Source organism: Streptomyces sp. NPDC058457 (assembly GCF_042720695.1).
In the GTDB taxonomy this organism is placed as follows: domain Bacteria; phylum Actinomycetota; class Actinomycetes; order Streptomycetales; family Streptomycetaceae; genus Streptomyces.
Genome location: NZ_JBHXLU010000034.1, coordinates 66,349 through 83,801, shown reverse-complemented (window position 1 = coordinate 83,801; position 17,453 = coordinate 66,349). Strand labels below are relative to the sequence as shown.

Genomic DNA, 17,453 nt, shown 5'->3' with positions numbered 1-17,453 from the left:
ACGGAGCTCCGTGCCGACGGTCAGGGGTACGACCGCCGGCGGTTCGTGTCTGCGCTAGAGCGCTTTATTAGCGCGCTCTAGTGACACGTACTATGGGGGCGCCCTCAGGGGATGTCAATGACTTTGTCATGACGTTCCAACAAAGGGGGTGGGGGTGCCGCGGGCCGCTGTGTCTGGGGCGCGCAGCTGACCGGCAGGCATGCCGATGCCCGCCGCGCCTGTGAGGGTGGCGGGCGGTGCGAAGCGAGGGAGACGGCCTTCTCGGCCGGGGTCGACGCGGGGTGAGGCGGCCCAGGGGCCTGGGGCGGCCGGGGCCGGGAGAGCTCGCGCGGGGACACCCCCGTCGCCCCCGCGCGAGCTTGTTCGAGGGGAACCTCGGTCAGAAGCCGCAGGAGTAGTTGGAGCCGTTCCCGGGAAGCAGGGAGTCCTTCACCCAGCCGACCGTGCCGTCGTCGATGTTCCAGAGCCAGGTCCAAGTGCCGCCGTCGCCGGAGGTGTAGCAGTAGTACATGAGCGTGTCCTGGTTGTCGGCCCAGCCCTTCACGGCGCAGCTGGTGCTGGAGCCGCTGCGCATGTTGGCGGAGACACCCTTCGTCATCGTGACTTCGGTGCCGTCGTTCAGCGGACCGGTCCTGCCGCAGTAGGCGCTCGCCGAGGCCGGACCCGCGGCGGTGACGACCAGGCCCGCGGGGACGGCCAGCACCCCTATCGTCAGTGCCGCCAGCTTCGCGCGGAATGTTGCTCGCATGTGCTCGTTCCTTCCTGTGGGACTACGGGATTTCCGTGGGAACGCCGGTCAGCAGCCCGGAAAGCGCAGCCAGGGCCAGGTCTTGGGGCCGACGCTGCCGTCCTCTTTGAGGGCGGCCTCGCAGATGTCGTTGGTGTCGTGCTGGAAAGCCCTGGCCGCGGCCTGGGACTTGGAGCCGAAGATCCCGTCGACGGTCCCCGGGTCGTATCCCCGGTACTTGAGGAGGCACTGGGCCTCCTTGCCGGCGGCGGTCACCTGCGAGGTGGACGGAATCACGGTGTCGCCCTTGTAGTAGCCGGCTGTCAGTGGGCCGAATCCGCCGGTCACGTTGCAGGCGTAGACCGTGGCCGGGGTGGCCGCGGTGGCCTCGGTCCCGACGGCGAACTGGCCGGCGACCGTGCCGCCCAGGAGGACGGCCGCGGCGAGCGCGAGCGACGTACGCCTGTGCGCCCTTGTGCCTGCCGTCGCGGCGCCTGCCGTCGTGCTGACTGTCATGGAATCCCCCGGAATCCGTTGTGGTCGGTGCGCGGCCCATCGTGGTCGGCTCGCCGCCCAACCGGCCACAGATCAAAGCGAGTTGGGACAACCGGGGATGATCCCCGTGCTGAGCTGCAGGGACGTCGCGCGGGACGACGGGACGGCGGGATGTGCAGATATCGTGAAGGCGGGAAGTGCGTGGGAAGTGCGTGAGACGGGGGCTGGACGGGTGCGCGACGGCGTACGCGAAGGGTTGGGGCATGTCGCGATGGAAGGCGCTGCCCGAGTCGTTGGATCCCCGGATCCGCCGACTCGTGGTCGAGTTGCGCCGGTTGAAGGACCACAGCGGGCTGAGCATGGCCGCGTTGGCGTCCAGGACGGGGTTCAGCAAGTCGTCCTGGGAGCGCTATCTCAACGGCAAGGTGACACCGCCCCGGCAGGCCGTCGAGACCATGGCCGACGTGTGCGGCGGGGACCGGATCGGCCTGGCGGCGCTGTGGGAGGTGGCCACCTCCCACTCCGCGCCGGGTCCCACGGCACCGGCTCCGCGGGAGCCGGAACAGCCGACGGCCTCCCGGGCGGCGCCCGAGGAGCCCCGGGAGTCGACGGCCCCCGGCGGTCGACGGGACGACGGCGGACCGGACGCCGACAGGCCGGACACCGGCGGACCGGACACCGGCGGACCGGACGACGGCAGGCCGGACGACGGCCGGACTCCGCGCCGGGCGCGGCCGGTCGCGACGGTCGCCGGTGTGGCCGTGGTGGCGGCGGGGCTCGCCGTGCTTGCGGCGGTGGCGGTGGCCATCGCCTGGCCGGGGTCCCCGTCGGCGGAGCCGGAGCCTCGCGCGGCCACCGCGACGACGAAGGTGCCTACCTCCACCTACTCCGCGAAGACGTTCCCGTGCTACTTCACCCTGCACGACGGCCTGTTGTACGCCGGTCACAGCACGACCCTCACCGACGAGTACCACGTCGGCATCACCGTCGAGGCGGTGGCGGAGGTGCAGTGCCTGGTCAGACGGCACGGTTTCGACCCGCAGGGGATCGACGGCTCGTTCGGGCCCAACACCAGGGCCGCGGTCCGGGCGTTCCAGCGGTCCCGCGGGCTGGCCGACGACGGCATCGTGGGCCCCATGACCTGGCGTGAGCTCAGGAAGCCGGGTGACTGAGGGCGCCCGGCCGGGCCCCGGCCGTGAGCCGCGGGCGGTCGGCGCCCCCGAGGTCCGCCACCTTGTGGAACGGCTGCGGGGGGCACGGGAGGGGACCGGGCTGAGCTTCGCCGCACTGGCGGCCAGGACCGCGTACAGCAAGTCGTCCTGGGAGCGGTATCTCAACGGCAAGACACTCCCGCCCCGGGACGCGGTGGAGACGCTGGCGAATCTGAGCGGCGCGGATCCCGTACGGCTGCTCGCCCTGTGGCAGCTCGCCGACCGAGCATGGAGCGGCCGCGACGCACGCGCCACCGACCAGGGGACCGCCGACCAGCGGACCGCCGACCCCGCGGAAGTCGCGCCCGGCACGGACGCGCCCCGAGAGACGCGAGCGGATCCCGCGGTCGGGAACCCGCCCCCTGGGCAGTCCGACGAGCCCGCCCCCACCCGGAGCGCCACCGTACGGCGGTCCCCGGAAGGCGACGGCGGGCCGGAACCCCAGGGCCGGAGACCGCACCGCGGCACTGTCCTGCTCGTGGCGGCGGGGACCGCGCTGGCCACCGCCCTCGGTGTGGGCGCCGTGGCGTGGACGTACGGCGGCTGGCACCGGGAACCGGCGTCGAGACCCACCAGCGGTACCTGCCGGGGGGAGAACTGCACGGACCGGGACGCCGAACAGCACGACACGGACTGCTGGACGGACGCGGGCACCCGGGCGCGCCGGGAGATCGCCGGACGGATCGTGGAACTCCGCTTCAGCCCGACGTGCCGGGCGGCCTGGGGCCGGATCACGGCACCGCGCAGCGGGGACCGGGTGCAGGTCGACACCACCGACGGACGGCACCAGTCACGGCTGGTGCTCGTGCCGGGCCGGTACCTCTACACCCTGATGATCGGCCTTGGACACCCGACCGAGGCACGGGCCTGCATCGAACTGCCCGACGGCTCGTCCGCCTGCACCGGCTGGGGCCACTGACACCACACCGGCCGACTGCCGGCCGCCCCCCGGAAAGGCTCCGGAGAGGCCCCGGAGAGGCCGCCGCACCCTGCTGCCCGCTGCCGGGCGCGGCGGCGTCGGTGGGTCAGATGTCCCGGAAGATCTCGATCTGTGCACCGATCGTGTTGAGGCGTTCGGCGAGGTCCTCGTAACCGCGGTTGATGACGTACACGTTGCGCAGGACGGACGTGCCCTCGGCAGCCATCATGGCCAGCAGGACGACCACGGCGGGGCGCAGGGCAGGCGGGCACATCATCTCGGCGGCGCGCCAGCGGGTCGGGCCCTCCACCAGGACGCGGTGCGGGTCGAGGAGCTGGAGGCGGCCACCGAGGCGGTTCAGGTCGGTGAGGTAGATCGCGCGGTTGTCGTAGACCCAGTCGTGGATGAGGGTCTTGCCCTGGGCGACCGCCGCGATGGCGGCGAAGAACGGGACGTTGTCGATGTTCAGGCCGGGGAAGGGCATCGGGTGGATCTTGTCGATCGGCGCCTCCAGCTTGGAGGGGCGGACCGTGAGGTCGATCAGGCGGGTACGGCCGTTGTCCGCGAAGTACTCGGGGCTGCGGTCGTGGTCGAGGCCCATCTCCTCCAGGACGGCGAGTTCGATCTCCAGGAACTCGATGGGAACGCGGCGGACCGTCAGTTCGGACTCGGTGACGACGGCCGCGGCCAGCAGGCTCATCGCCTCGACCGGGTCCTCGGAGGGGGAGTAGTCCACGTCCACGTCGATGTTCGGGACGCCGTGCACGGTCAGGGTCGTGGTCCCGATGCCCTCGACCTTGACGCCGAGTGCCTCCAGGAAGAAGCAGAGGTCCTGGACCATGTAGTTGGAGGACGCGTTGCGGATGACCGTCACGCCGTCGTGGCGGGCCGCGGCCAGCAGCGCGTTCTCGGTCACCGTGTCGCCGCGCTCGGTCAGGACGATCGGACGGTCGGGGCGGATCGCCCGGTCGACCTGTGCGTGGTACTGCCCCTCGGTCGCCGCGATGTCCAGGCCGAACCGGCGCAGCGCGATCATGTGCGGCTCGATGGTCCGCGTCCCGAGGTCGCAGCCGCCGGCGTACGGCAGCTTGAAGTGGTCCATGCGGTGCAGCAGCGGGCCGAAGAACATGATGATCGAGCGGGTGCGTACGGCGGCCTCGGCGTCGATCGACGCCATGTCGAGGTCGGCGGGCGGCACCAGTTCCAGGTCGACGCCGTCGTTGATCCAGCGGGTGCGCACGCCGATGGAGTTGAGCACCTCCAGCAGGCGGTACACCTCCTCGATCCGGGCCACCCGGCGCAGCACCGTGCGCCCCTTGTTGAGCAGCGAGGCGCACAGCAGGGCCACGCACGCGTTCTTGCTGGTCTTCACGTCGATCGCGCCGGACAGCCGGCGGCCGCCCACCACCCGCAGATGCATCGGGCCCGCGTAGCCCAGTGAGACGATCTCGCTGTCCAGGGCTTCACCGATTCGAGCGATCATCTCAAGGCTGATGTTTTGGTTGCCGCGCTCGATGCGGTTGACAGCGCTCTGACTGGTGCCGAGCGCCTCCGCGAGCTGTGTCTGTGTCCAGCCACGGTGTTGCCGGGCGTCACGGATGAGCTTGCCGATGCGTACGAGGTAGTCGTCTGCCATGAGGCCGAGGTTATCTCAGATATGAGATGGCGCCCGCTGCGGGGTCCGTTCGGGTGATGCTCCGTCAACGGGCCTGGTCGTTCGGTCCGTCGACCATCGTTCCGATGCGCGCAGGGGTGGGGTGAGACCGCGTCAAGGCGGCTCCCGACGTCTGGTCAGGAATTCCGTCGGCCGTTGTCCGGAGGCCTTTCCTTCGCACACCGGAGTGGTGCCCGCCGCCACCCGCCGGCATGTGTCACAAGGCTCAATCCGGAGGTACGGGAAATTCCCCAGGCGGCCATGGTGACCGCCCCGCACATCGGAAATCCGGAAGTCCCGAGGGTCACCCCGCTCGGGTCCCTCACTGCCGATCAGAGAACGGCCGCCCTGACGCCCGAAGGCGAGAATCCCAAGCCGTCCTCGCGATCATCCACAACGGAATCTGATTCACGGCCCGTTGCTCCCGAGGCTGCCAACGATGCCCTGCCGAAAGGTGCACCGACGCCGGCCGACTGGAATTCCCGAACTCTCACCGCACACTCGGGGAATCGCATATGTCTCGAAGGATTTGGGTGGCGGAGGCGTGGCGGGCGACGGTGACGCATACGGCCGCGCTCTGCAGATTCCGGACGGGAAACCGGAGCCCGGCACGGCTGCCGGCAGGGGCGTGTGGCGGCAGGCGCCCGCGGTCCTCAAGGCCCATCCGGGTGACACCCCGACCTGCCGCTGACTGGCCGCCCCGGTGCCCGGTGCGTTTACGGGCCGCTGACCGATCCCGGTGTGGTCTTCGCAGGTCGGGATCGAGTTCTCCTGACCGGCGAGCCAGGTCTCGCGGACCGGCTGACGGCGCACGGGTGTCGGCGCACGGGGTGCCGGCGTCGGCGTTCGACGGCGTGCTGAGCGGCCGTGAGCCAGGTGCTGCGGCGAGCGGTCGCGGTACCGCTGGACTACGGCCGACTGCCGTCCTGCCGGGCCCTGTGCGATATCTTTTCCGGGGCCAGTGTGCCGTGGATTCACCGGCCTCCTTATCCGCCGATCCACAGGTCGCCAGATACGGTAAGGAGAGGTTCTCCGAGATCGACTTCCGTGGCTGTGTCGCGGCGAACCGCCGGATCATCTCCCAACTTCTGCCGACCCGCGATGAAGTACGCATGACCGGTCCCTGAACGGATCTCGCCATCCGCCTTCCGGAACAACTCCAGCTCTCCAGCCGTACCCGTCCCGGACTTCTCCCGGACGAGTACTCCATCACCGGAAACTACTTCGAGGTGACAGTGTCACCGACCTGTCTGGCCGCCCGCGTCGACACCGAGCTCACGGTTTCCGGAATGCTGCGGATCGATTCCGTACTCGTAGCCAAGCGCCGTGAATTGTCGGGCGTCCGCGCCGGCCGTTCCAAGGCCGCCGCCGAAATGGCACAAGAGACGCGGAAATCCTGTCCGTTGTATGTGAGGATCCAGGGCCACCGGTTCGTCGACGGGTTCGGCCCCTTCGCCGACGGCATCCATGCGACGGGCGGTCCCGGGTGCCGGGGCGCGGTCACCGAGGTTGCCATCGGCACCGGCGTGCTGTCCGCCGACCGGGTGGACCGGAGCCTGAACTGCCTGTTCAACGGGGGTGCCGCCGACGTCCGTCCGGGGGTGGGCAACGGCCTGCCCGGTATGCACTCCGACTTCATCTCGCACGAGGCCCGACTTGACACGCTATGAGTCGATTTACGACACGCCGACGATACGCCTTGTGGGTTCCCTGCACCTCCGTCCGGAGCCGGCCGACGGCGCCCGGGTGATCGACGACACCGCCTTCGGTCATCATCAGATCGCGGGCCGCTCGGCGACGCGGCGGGTGGTCTCATCGTGATCGAAGCCAAGCCGCATGAGGTGATCGCGCTCCGGTCGGGATTCATGGGGAACGTGCCCGCCACTCGTCGCTCACCAGTACCAGTCGGTGAAGTTCCGCTGCCTGCGATGCGCGGGGGGCGACCGCGACGCCCGGCCGGCCTCGAACCGCACTGACCCCGTCGCGGACAGCGGGCCCTCACGCTTGACACCATCCGGCCTGATCGACCGCCCCGGTGATCCGCTGCATCCATCCCGGCCCCCATGGCCGAGCACCGACGCGGTACGGCGACCGCAGGCAAGGCGCGGCAGCGGCGCCTCGGAAAGGCCGAGACGCCGCGCTACTTGCCCGAGAAAGACCGAGACGCGGCTATGGATGCCCCGGAGAGAGCGGGAACGCCCCGGGTTTGCCGAGGCGCCACATCGGGTCCGGGCATGACCAACCGGCGCCTGTGTACTAGAGTTATCTCGACATCGAGATATCTGCCCGGGCGCACCGCAGCCGCCAGCTAAGTAAGGCATGCCTAACTTAGCCTGACCTTACTGGATCGGCCAAGTCGGCGTGGCGGCACGATTGACGGTGGTACGCGCACATCAATGAAGGAGACTGTCGTGTCGGCGAACAGCTTCGACGCCCGCAGCACGCTGCAGGTGGGCGACGAGTCGTACGAGATCTTCCGGCTGGACAAGGTGGAAGGCTCGGCTCGCCTTCCGTACAGCCTGAAGGTGCTGCTGGAGAACCTGCTCCGCACGGAGGACGGCGCGAACATCACCGCCGACCACATCCGTGCCCTCGGCGGCTGGGACTCGCAGGCCCAGCCCAGCCAGGAGATCCAGTTCACGCCGGCCCGCGTGATCATGCAGGACTTCACCGGTGTTCCGTGTGTCGTCGACCTCGCGACCATGCGTGAGGCCGTCAAGGAGCTCGGCGGCGACCCGGCGAAGATCAACCCGCTGGCCCCGGCCGAGCTGGTCATCGACCACTCCGTCATCGCCGACAAGTTCGGCACCAACGACGCCTTCAAGCAGAACGTCGAGCTGGAGTACGGCCGCAACAAGGAGCGCTACCAGTTCCTGCGCTGGGGCCAGACCGCGTTCGACGAGTTCAAGGTCGTACCCCCGGGCACCGGCATCGTCCACCAGGTGAACATCGAGCACCTGGCCCGGACCGTGATGGTGCGGGGCGGGCAGGCCTACCCGGACACCCTGGTCGGCACCGACTCGCACACCACCATGGTCAACGGCCTCGGCGTCCTCGGCTGGGGCGTCGGCGGCATCGAGGCCGAGGCCGCCATGCTCGGCCAGCCGGTGTCCATGCTCATCCCGCGCGTCGTCGGCTTCAAGCTGACCGGTGAGCTGAAGCCGGGCACGACCGCCACGGACCTCGTCCTCACCATCACCGAGATGCTCCGCAAGCACGGCGTCGTCGGCAAGTTCGTCGAGTTCTACGGCGAGGGCGTGGCCGCCACCTCCCTCGCCAACCGCGCCACCATCGGCAACATGTCGCCGGAGTTCGGCTCCACCGCCGCGATCTTCCCGATCGACGACGAGACCCTGAACTACCTGCGTCTGACCGGCCGTGATGCCCAGCAGGTCGCGCTCGTCGAGGCGTACGCCAAGGAGCAGGGCCTCTGGCTGGACCCGAAGGCCGAGCCCGACTTCTCCGAGAAGCTGGAGCTGGACCTCGCCACGGTCGTCCCCTCCATCGCCGGCCCGAAGCGTCCGCAGGACCGTATCGTCCTCGCCAACGCCGCCGAGCAGTTCAAGGCCGACGTACGCAACTACGTCGACACCGCCGACGAGGCGGGCAAGGAGTCCTTCCCGGCCTCCGACGCCCCGGCGTCCATCAACGGCGTCCCGTCCAACCCGGTCACCGTGACCGCCGCCGACGGCTCGACGTACGAGATCGACCACGGCGCGGTCACCGTCGCGGCCATCACCTCCTGCACCAACACCTCGAACCCGTACGTCATGGTCGCCGCCGCCCTGGTGGCCAAGAAGGCGGTCGAGAAGGGCCTGACCCGCAAGCCGTGGGTCAAGACCACCCTCGCCCCGGGTTCCAAGGTCGTCACCGACTACTTCGAGAAGGCGGGCCTGACCCCCTACCTCGACAAGGTCGGCTTCAACCTGGTCGGTTACGGCTGCACCACCTGCATCGGCAACTCCGGCCCGCTGCCGGAGGAGGTCTCCAAGGCCGTCAACGACCACGACCTGGCCGTGACCTCGGTCCTCTCGGGCAACCGGAACTTCGAGGGCCGGATCAACCCCGACGTCAAGATGAACTACCTGGCCTCCCCGCCCCTGGTCGTCGCCTACGCGCTCGCGGGCTCCATGAAGGTGGACATCACCAAGGACGCCCTCGGCACCGACCAGGACGGCAAGCCGGTCCACCTGGCCGACATCTGGCCGACCGAGGCCGAGGTCAACGAGGTCGTCGCCAACGCGATCGGCGAGGACATGTTCAACAAGTCCTACGCCGACGTCTTCGCCGGTGACGCCCAGTGGCAGTCGCTGCCGATCCCGACCGGCAACACCTTCGACTGGGACCCGCAGTCGACCTACGTCCGCAAGCCCCCGTACTTCGAGGGCATGGCCCACGAGCCGTCGCCCGTCACCGACATCGCCGGCGCCCGGGTCCTCGCCAAGCTCGGTGACTCGGTCACCACCGACCACATCTCCCCGGCCGGTGCCATCAAGGCCGACACCCCGGCCGGCAAGTACCTCACCGAGCACGGTGTGGAGCGTCGTGACTTCAACTCCTACGGCTCCCGCCGAGGCAACCACGAGGTCATGATCCGCGGCACGTTCGCCAACATCCGCCTGCGCAACCAGATCGCGCCGGGCACGGAGGGCGGCTACACCCGCGACTTCACCCAGGCCGACGCGCCGGTGGCGTTCATCTACGACGCCTCCCGCAACTACATCGAGCAGGGCATCCCGCTGGTCGTCCTGGCCGGCAAGGAGTACGGCTCCGGCTCGTCCCGCGACTGGGCCGCCAAGGGCACCGCGCTGCTCGGCGTCAAGGCCGTCATCGCCGAGTCGTACGAGCGCATCCACCGCTCGAACCTGATCGGCATGGGCGTGCTGCCGCTCCAGTTCCCGGAGGGCGCCACCGCCGAGTCCCTCGGCCTGACCGGCGAGGAGACCTTCTCCTTCACCGGTGTCGAGGAGCTCAACAACGGCACCACCCCGCGCACGGTCAAGGTCACCACCGACACGGGCGTCGAGTTCGACGCGGTCGTCCGGATCGACACCCCCGGTGAGGCCGACTACTACCGCAACGGCGGCATCATGCAGTACGTGCTGCGCAGCCTGATCCGCAAGTAGCGGATCGACGGTCGGGGCCGCGCTCCTCCGGGAGTGCGGCCCCGCACTGTTTTCTACAGCCAGCCGCGCTGAGCGGCCCGTAGCCCGAGCTGGAACCGGCTCGACGCCCCGAGACGTTCCTGCAGGTCGCTCACCCGCCGCCGCAGTGTTCGCAGACTCACCCCCAGATGACGGGCCACCGCCTCGTCCTTCATCCCGGCCGCCAGCAGCCGCGTCAGCGCCTGTTCGTCCGCGGAGAGTTCGCCGTTGACTTCGGGCCGGCCGAGCGGAGTCGCCTGCTGCCAGGCCAGCTCGAAGAGCTTCTGCAGGGCCTCGGTGACCGCCGAGTGCCATACGACGACGGCGCAGTAGCCGCCCGCCGCGGACGAGGTCAGCGGGAGCATCGCCCGGCGTCCGTCGACCACCAGCAGCTTGAGCGGCACGGACGGCAACACCCGGGCCTGCTCGCCGAGTTCGACCATCTTCCAGGCGCGGGACAGAGCGTTCGGATCCTCCAGGGCGCTCGCCGCGTAGAGGCCGCGTGAGACGATCCCGCGCTTGAGCAGATCGGCCTGGGAATCCACCTGCGGTGCGGGCGGGGCGAGGTACGGCGGGGTGTCGAACAGGCACACCTCGTGCTCGGCGCGGGCGTACATCTCCTCCAGCCGGGCCGCGATGGCGCCCTCGCCGGAGGCGACCTCGATCAGCCGGGTCGGCTCCTCGCGGAGCAGCCCGGCCTCGTACGCCGTGGCCATCTCCTCGGCGGTGGCGGCGAGCAGTTCGGATTCCGTCTCGCGCCGCCGGATCAGCGCACGGATCGCCACCCGCGGGTCGACCGCTCGTAACCCGCCCATGGAGTCGGGCGGTTGGAGCAGTCCAAGGGTGAGCAGCCGGTTGCAGGCCTCGCGCAGTTGGGCCGGTGTCGCCCTGGTCAGCAGCGCCCAGCCGGCCGCGCCGGCGTCGGGCTGATGCAGAATCGACTGGTACACCACCTCGTCGAAGGCGGAGACCCCCACCGCGGCCCAGGGGCTCGCGGCAGGGGTCTGTCTTGCAGGTTCTTGTGCCCTGTTCACCATGGCTCGCCACGGTAGAGGGTCTTTGTTAAGAATCCTTACAGTGGCTCGGGGCGTTGCTCACTTCAGGCCGAACGCCCGCAGCACGGTCTGGTCGATCACGTTGCCGTCCAGGTCGGCGGCCCGCACCCGCAGCGACACCGTCCCGGCGCCCTTCGCCGGCCTGAACCGCGCCGTGCCGTTCCGGACCTTCACCTCCTTCCAGGACGTGCCGTCGTCGTAGGAGACCCAGGCCTGCAGACTGCTCGCCCGCACGCTCCCCAGCTGGTCGGCGACCGGCAGCGCGATCTTCACCGTGTGCCCGCGGTCGGCCCGGTTGAGCAGGTCCAGGCCCTTCGGGCTGATGCCGACCGTGAGCAGCGGCAGCGCCGTCCTGGTGTCGGTGTGCGCCGAGGAGAAGGTCCACTCGGTGTGCGTGCTCGTCGAGTACCTGGCCCACTCCGCCCTGCGCTGTACGTCCAGTTCGAAGCGGTACGCGGTCTTGTCCGCCGCCACGTCGAAGGTGCCGTAGCCGCCGAGCGTGGAGTCGCCGACCAGTTGCCCGTCCGCGTAGAGCTTGCCCTTCGCGGTGTTGTCGATGCCGTCGATGGCTCCGTAGTGGCCCGGCGTGGAGTCGGTCAACTCCGGCACCCGGAAGGTGAGTCTGTCTCCGTCGCGCGCGGAGAGCCCGTACTCCTGGCTGCTGCCCGGCCGGACGACCTGGCGCAGCCAGTCCTCGGCGGGCTCCGTTCCCGGCTCGGTGAAGGTGCGCAGCGGGCTCCACTCGCCCTTCAGCGTGTCCCACTTCGGATAGACGACGTGCCAGGTACGGGTGTCGGGGTCGACGTAGTAGTACTCGTCGCGCTCCGTGCCCAACTGCGTGGGCACACTGGTCTCGATGCCGAAGCGCTGCCAGGGCCGGAAGGTGTACAGGGTGTCCGCGCCCATGTCGCCTGCCGTGGCACCGTAGTAACGCGCCGTCCGCTTCACCGTGTCGGACTTGTCCAGGCGGTAGGTCTGGTTCGCGGTGATGGCACCGCTCTGCGCGGCGAGCAGGTTGTAGACGTAGGGGCTGGTCGGCGTGCCGTTCAGCTTCAGCCTGACCTTCTTGCCGGTCTTCAGCAGGCTGCCGAGCGCGGCGCCCTGCTCGCCGGTGGCGATCATCAGCGGGACGGTGGTCGCCCGGTCCACCGCCTCGATCCAGAAGCCGGGGGTCTTGCGGTAGGCGATCAGGTAACCCGCCCCGGCCTTGGTCGCGTTGTCCAGCGCGGACTGTGCCCGCTCCGTGGCGCCGAGCGCGACCACCGCCACCTTGCCCTTCACGTCGAGCCCCGCGAAGTCGGCCTCGGTACCGCCGCCTGCGTCCACCGCCTGGACCGTGTGCTCACCGCTGAACTTCAACGGGAAGTCCTCGTACGTCTGGCAGTAGTAGAGCGAGGAGAGCGACGTCTTCTGCGAACCGGTGACGCTCGCCGTCAACTCCTTCGCGTACAGGCGGAACTTGGCGTAGAAGCTCAGAGTGCCCTCGGTGACCTGCTGGGTCGGCGCCACGTAGACGTGATCGGTCCAGAAGCCCTGGCTGTAGGTGAGCCCCCAGGCGCTGCCCGGCCCGCTGCGGTACCAGTTGGTGCTGAAGCCCTGGAACTCGGAGTCCTCCTTGGTCTTCGGCTTGATCTCCACCGCCTTGCGGGCGTCGAGCACCACTGCGGTGTCCCCGTCGACCTTGATCTCCGGGTTGCCGACGATCGACGTACCCACGGCCAGACCGCCCGCGTCCCGGTCCGGGATCCAGGTCGCGATGGAGTAGGTGCCGGCCGGCACCCGCCAGGTCCAGCCGGTGCCGATGAAGCCGTACTCGTCGGGGTAGGCGCCGTTCAGCTCCTGGAGCGTGTAGATCGACGCCCCGGTGGACGGATTGCCCTCGCGGTCCAGGATCGAGAGCTTGAGGTCGTACGTCTTCGGTGCCTTCTCGAAGCCGACGCCCGTGGTGACCTGGACGCCGTCGGCGGTCGCCGTGACATGGCCCGTGTAGCGGCCGTGGGCCTCCTGCGCCGGGTCGACGGTGACCGGGAGCGTGGCGGTGCCGTGCGCGGGCACGGTCAGCGAACCGGCGCCCAGCGTGAGGTCGGCGAGCGACGACGAGACCTTCAACTCCACCGCGCTGTCAGTGGTGTTGGTGTACGTGATGTCCTTGCTGACGACCCCGGTGTCGCCGTCCTCGAACTCGCCGAAGCTCAGCGTCGGGGTCGCGAAGACGTCCTGCTCGACGGCCCGCACCGCGTCGACCCGGCCGTCGCCCTGCTCGAACACGGAGTTGTCGGGGTTCGTCTTCGCGGTGCTGGCGAGGGCCTCCTTGATCTGCTCGCCCGTCCAGTCCGGATGCGCCTCGGCGACCAGCGCCGCCGTGCCCGCGACATGCGGGGTCGCCATCGAGGTGCCGCTCGCCGTCGTGTAGTAGTCGTCGACCGGCGTACTGCCAGGCATGCTGGTGCCCGCGGCGCGGGCCGCCGTGATGTTCACGCCCGGCGCGGTGATCTCCGGCTTGACCGCGTAGTCGCCGATGCGCGGTCCCCGGCTGGAGAAGGAGGCCAGCTTGTCCGACTTGTCGACCGCGCCCACCGTCAGCGCGGAGTCGGCGATGCCCGGGGTGCCCACGGTCTGCTCGCCCGGCCCCGCGTTGCCCGCCGCGATCACGAACAGCGTGCCGGTGGCCGCGGACAGGTCGTCGACGGTCTCGCTGAGCACGTCCGAGGGGCCGGACGCCGTACCGCCCAGGGACATCGAGACGATCTTCGCGCCGGAGTGCGCCGCCCACTCCATGCCCGCGATGATCCAGGAGGACTGACCACTGCCCGTGTTGTCCAGCACCTTGCCGACCAGCAACTGGGCGCCCGGCGCCACCCCCTTGTACCGGCCGCCCGAGGCGGCGCCCGAGCCGACGATCGTGGACGCCACATGGGTGCCGTGGCCGAAGCCGTCCTGCACGGTCTCGTCCGGTACGAAGCTCTCCGAACCGGCGATCTTCCCGGCCAGGTCCGGGTGCCCGAGGTCCACGCCCGTGTCCAGGACCGCGACCTTCACGCCCGTGCCGTCGTAGCCCGCCTTCCAGACCTCGGGCGCGCCGATCTGCGGCACGCTCACGTCGAGGGACGCCTTCACCTTGGCGTCCAGCCAGATCTTGTCGATGCCGTCGCCGAGCCGCCGCGCGGCCTTCGCGGTGGGCGCGGTGCCGAGCGGCGGTGCGATGTCCGACCAGAACGCGGTCGACTTCCTCGCGCTGAGCGCCGCGCCGTCGATCCCGGGCAGTGCCAGCATCCGGCGCGTACCTTCGGGGGTCTCGGAGCCCTTGGTGTACGTCGCGATGACCGGGGTGCTGCCGGTCTTCGCGTCCGTGTACCCCTGTGCGACCAGCTGGGAGACGTTGAACAGGGCCGGGTCGAGGCGGCCCGCCTTGATCAACGGGATGGCGTCCGCCGGCAGGACGCTGATCTCGCCGTTCTTCTCGCTCGACAGGAAGGTGGCGGCCTCGCGGCCCTTGCCGCGCCGGACGTCGACGGCGTTCTTGCCATCCGGTCCGACGGTGAGGGTCACGGTGTCGCCGGTGATGAGGGTGACTGTCTGCGGTGGAGTGGTGGTGCTCGGACCCGTGAGGGGTGTGACGGGTGTGGTGACCAGTGACCCCGGAGCGGCTGTCGCGGGCGTGACCGCCCCCGCGAGCAGTCCCGCCGCTCCTGCCACGGCCCACAGGACGTGGAGTCTTCGCATGGGTGGACGTCCTCCCCTGAACGCGGAAACGCTTCCGCCCGGTAAGCGGAAGCCAGAGATCAGAGTGAGCGCCGGGGCGGTGGCCGCTCAAGGGAACACGGTGACCGGAGGGTGCCAATGCCCACTTCGGTCAACGGAGTTGACGGAGAGACCCAGCCCGGCGGACCCGGTCGCCCGCGGTCCTCGCGTCCGCGTTCCGGCCGCCGCGCCCGTGCTGTCACGGCTTCGGCTCAGTCGGAACACAGGATTCCCTCAGCGAACCGGCACAGACTTGCTACATGTCTGCCACCGCAGGGGTCCGAACCGGCCGAGTCCGCGTCCTGATCGTCGACGACGAGCCCGGTCTCACCGAGCTGCTCTCCGCCGCCGTCGCCGACGCGGGCTGGCGGCCCTACCCCGCGCTCGACGGGCAGACGGCACTGCGGCTGGCCCGCGGCTGCGCCCCGCACGCGGTGGTGCTCGACGGAATGCTGCCCGACCTCGACGGCCTCCAGGTACTGCGCAGACTCCGCTACGAGATGCCGAGGCTGCCCGTCCTGATGCTCACCGCCCGCGACGCCATCGAACACCGTATCGACGGACTCGAAGCCGGGGCCGACGACTACGTCACCAAGCCCTTCTCCCTGGAGGAGGTCGTACTGCGGCTGCGCGGACTCCTGCGCCGGGCCGGTACCGAACAGCCGCCCGCCGACGACTCGGTGCGGGTCCTCGGCGACCTGGTGCTCACCGGCGAGTCCCGCGAGGTGCAGCGGGCCGGCACCCCGATCAAGCTCACCGCCAAGGAGTTCGACCTGCTCAGCCTGCTCCTGGACCATCCGCGCCAGGTGCTCAGCAAGGCCCAGATCCTCGACCACGTCTGGAGCACCTCCTTCGACGGGGGCGGCAACCTCGTCGAGGTCTACATCTCCAGCCTGCGCCGCAAGATCGACCGGGGCCGGGCGCCGATGATCCACACCGTGCGCGGCATGGGCTACGTCGTCCGGCCCGTGGAGGAGAGCAGATGACCGCCCGGCTGCGGAGCCGGTCGCTGCGCACGCGACTGCTCATCTTCATCACCGCCGTCCTCGTCTGCGTGTGCGCCGCGATGGCCCTGACCACGGTGTTCGCCCAACGCGCCTATCTCATGGGCAACTTGGACAACCAGGTGAGCGACGCGGCCGAGCGCGGCGTCGGCGGTGCCGCCCTGCACCCGGAACTCACCCGCGACCTGACCTTCCTCAACGAGAGCGGCCACCCGGCCGGCATGCTCGCCGCCCGCCTGGACGCCAAGGGCGACATCATCAACGCGGCCGTCGTCAGCCAGGACGCCCCGCCGCGTTCCCTCAGCACCGCCCAGACCAGCGCCCTCAAGGGCCTCGCACAGGACGGCTCCACCCACACCCGCCAGGTCCCCGGCCTGGGCACCTACCGGGTCACCGCCCTGAACGCGAGCGGTGTCCGCGTCCTGGCCGGGCTCCCCATGGACGACGTACTGGACACCATCAGCGGCCTGGTGGAGGTCGAGATCGGGGTCGCGGCGGTCGGCCTCACGGTCGCGGGCTGTGTGTGCGCGGTGGTGATACGACGGCAGCTGCGGCCTCTCGGCCGGGTCGCCGCCACCGCCGTCGAGGTCTCCCATGCGCCGCTCGGCCGGGGCCAGGTGACCGGCCTGACCCGGGTCCCCGAGCGGGACACCGACCCCGGCAGCGAGGCCGGCCAGGTCGGCGCCGCCCTCAACCGCATGATCGACCACGTCGAGGCGTCCTTGGCGGAACGCCAGCGCAGCGAGGAACAGGTCCGCCGGAGCGAGGAGCGCATGCGGCGCTTCCTCGCCGACGCCAGCCACGAACTGCGCACCCCGCTCGCCTCGATCGCCGGGTACGCCGAGCTGATGAACCGCGGCACGGACCGCATCGAGCCCGGCCTGGCGTGGCGCCGGGTCAACGCCGAGTCGGCCCGGATGCGCAGCCTGGTGGAGGACCTGCTGCTGCTGGCCCGCCTCGACGAGGGCCGCCCGCTGCAGTGCGCCGAGGTGGACATGGCCGCACTGGTCGCGGAGGCCGTGTGGGACGCGCGGGCGGCCGGCGCCGGGCACGTCTGGCAGCTCGAACTCGGCCTCGACGGCCCCTCGCTGGTGCTCGGCGACGAGGCCCGCCTGCACCAGGTGGTGGCCAACCTGCTGGCCAACGCGCGGGTCCACACCCCCGTCGGCACCACCGTGACCGCCACGGTCGAAGTCACCCCCACCACCTGCGTGATCCGGGTCCGCGACGACGGCCCCGGCATCCCGCCCGCCGTCCTTCCGACCGTCTTCGAACGCTTCACCCGGGCCGACACCTCCCGCACCCGCGCCGGCGTCCTGGCGGGCGGCTCGGGCCTGGGCCTCGCGATCGCCTCGGCCATCACCACGGCCCACGGCGGCCACATCGACGTGGAGAGCACCCCGGGCCGCACGGAGTTCACCCTGGAACTCCCGGTCACCGAACTCCCGCCGGCCGGAACGGCGATCAGCGCCCGCACGGCACCCGTGTAGCGGAGCACCGTGC

The 17,453-nt window shown here is 70.3% G+C and carries 11 protein-coding genes; 6 read left to right on the top strand and 5 right to left on the bottom strand.

The features are described 5' to 3' along the window. Window positions 1-379: 379 nt before the first annotated feature. Together ACFWPS_RS25905 and ACFWPS_RS25900 are read right to left on the bottom strand one after the other, a co-directional pair. Window positions 380-748: an SH3 domain-containing protein gene (locus ACFWPS_RS25905; protein ID WP_383708554.1), complete on the bottom strand. Its 369-nt coding sequence runs from the start codon at window positions 746-748 to the stop codon at window positions 380-382. A gap of 48 nt (window positions 749-796) precedes the next feature. Beyond that, window positions 797-1,243 carry a peptidoglycan-binding protein gene (locus ACFWPS_RS25900; RefSeq protein ID WP_383708553.1) on the bottom strand — a complete coding sequence of 149 codons (447 nt, stop codon included), beginning with the start codon at window positions 1,241-1,243 and terminating at the stop codon, window positions 797-799. 242 nt (window positions 1,244-1,485) lie between these two features. On the opposite strand from ACFWPS_RS25900, the gene ACFWPS_RS25895 reads away from it, so the two are divergent. Together ACFWPS_RS25895 and ACFWPS_RS25890 are read left to right on the top strand one after the other, a co-directional pair. Continuing rightward, window positions 1,486-2,394 carry a peptidoglycan-binding protein gene (locus ACFWPS_RS25895; protein ID WP_383708552.1) on the top strand — a complete coding sequence of 303 codons (909 nt, stop codon included), beginning with the start codon at window positions 1,486-1,488 and terminating at the stop codon, window positions 2,392-2,394. Beyond that, window positions 2,387-3,352 carry a helix-turn-helix domain-containing protein gene (locus ACFWPS_RS25890; RefSeq protein ID WP_383708551.1) on the top strand — a complete coding sequence of 322 codons (966 nt, stop codon included), beginning with the start codon at window positions 2,387-2,389 and terminating at the stop codon, window positions 3,350-3,352. The genes ACFWPS_RS25895 and ACFWPS_RS25890 overlap by 8 nt, the downstream gene beginning before the upstream one ends. Before the next feature lie 106 nt (window positions 3,353-3,458). Here the strand turns inward: ACFWPS_RS25890 and ACFWPS_RS25885 are convergent, their stop codons facing one another. Then, the gene (locus tag ACFWPS_RS25885; RefSeq protein WP_217547216.1) at window positions 3,459-4,988 is read right to left on the bottom strand and encodes a UDP-N-acetylglucosamine 1-carboxyvinyltransferase; all 1,530 of its coding nucleotides are present in this window, start codon (window positions 4,986-4,988) and stop codon (window positions 3,459-3,461) included. Between the two features lie 1,247 nt (window positions 4,989-6,235). Between ACFWPS_RS25885 and ACFWPS_RS25880 the strand changes: the two genes are divergently transcribed. Next, on the top strand, window positions 6,236-6,676 hold the full coding sequence (locus tag ACFWPS_RS25880; protein WP_383708550.1) for a hypothetical protein: 441 nt from the start codon (window positions 6,236-6,238) through the stop codon (window positions 6,674-6,676). Window positions 6,677-7,417: 741 nt separating this feature from the next. Further along, on the top strand, window positions 7,418-10,132 hold the full coding sequence (gene acnA / locus ACFWPS_RS25875) for an aconitate hydratase AcnA (protein ID WP_383708549.1): 2,715 nt from the start codon (window positions 7,418-7,420) through the stop codon (window positions 10,130-10,132). Between the two features lie 53 nt (window positions 10,133-10,185). Here acnA and ACFWPS_RS25870 read toward each other — a convergent pair whose 3' ends face one another. Next, window positions 10,186-11,187, bottom strand: coding sequence for a response regulator transcription factor (locus ACFWPS_RS25870; RefSeq protein ID WP_383708548.1), 1,002 nt, complete (start codon window positions 11,185-11,187; stop codon window positions 10,186-10,188). Window positions 11,188-11,244: 57 nt separating this feature from the next. After that, window positions 11,245-14,928 carry a S8 family serine peptidase gene (locus ACFWPS_RS25865; protein ID WP_383708547.1) on the bottom strand — a complete coding sequence of 1,228 codons (3,684 nt, stop codon included), beginning with the start codon at window positions 14,926-14,928 and terminating at the stop codon, window positions 11,245-11,247. Window positions 14,929-15,206: 278 nt separating this feature from the next. Between ACFWPS_RS25865 and ACFWPS_RS25860 the strand changes: the two genes are divergently transcribed. Continuing rightward, window positions 15,207-15,932: a response regulator transcription factor gene (locus ACFWPS_RS25860; protein ID WP_361304916.1), complete on the top strand. Its 726-nt coding sequence runs from the start codon at window positions 15,207-15,209 to the stop codon at window positions 15,930-15,932. Further along, window positions 15,929-17,440 carry an ATP-binding protein gene (locus ACFWPS_RS25855; protein WP_383708546.1) on the top strand — a complete coding sequence of 504 codons (1,512 nt, stop codon included), beginning with the start codon at window positions 15,929-15,931 and terminating at the stop codon, window positions 17,438-17,440. The genes ACFWPS_RS25860 and ACFWPS_RS25855 overlap by 4 nt, the downstream gene beginning before the upstream one ends. The last annotated feature ends 13 nt before the right edge of the window (window positions 17,441-17,453 follow it).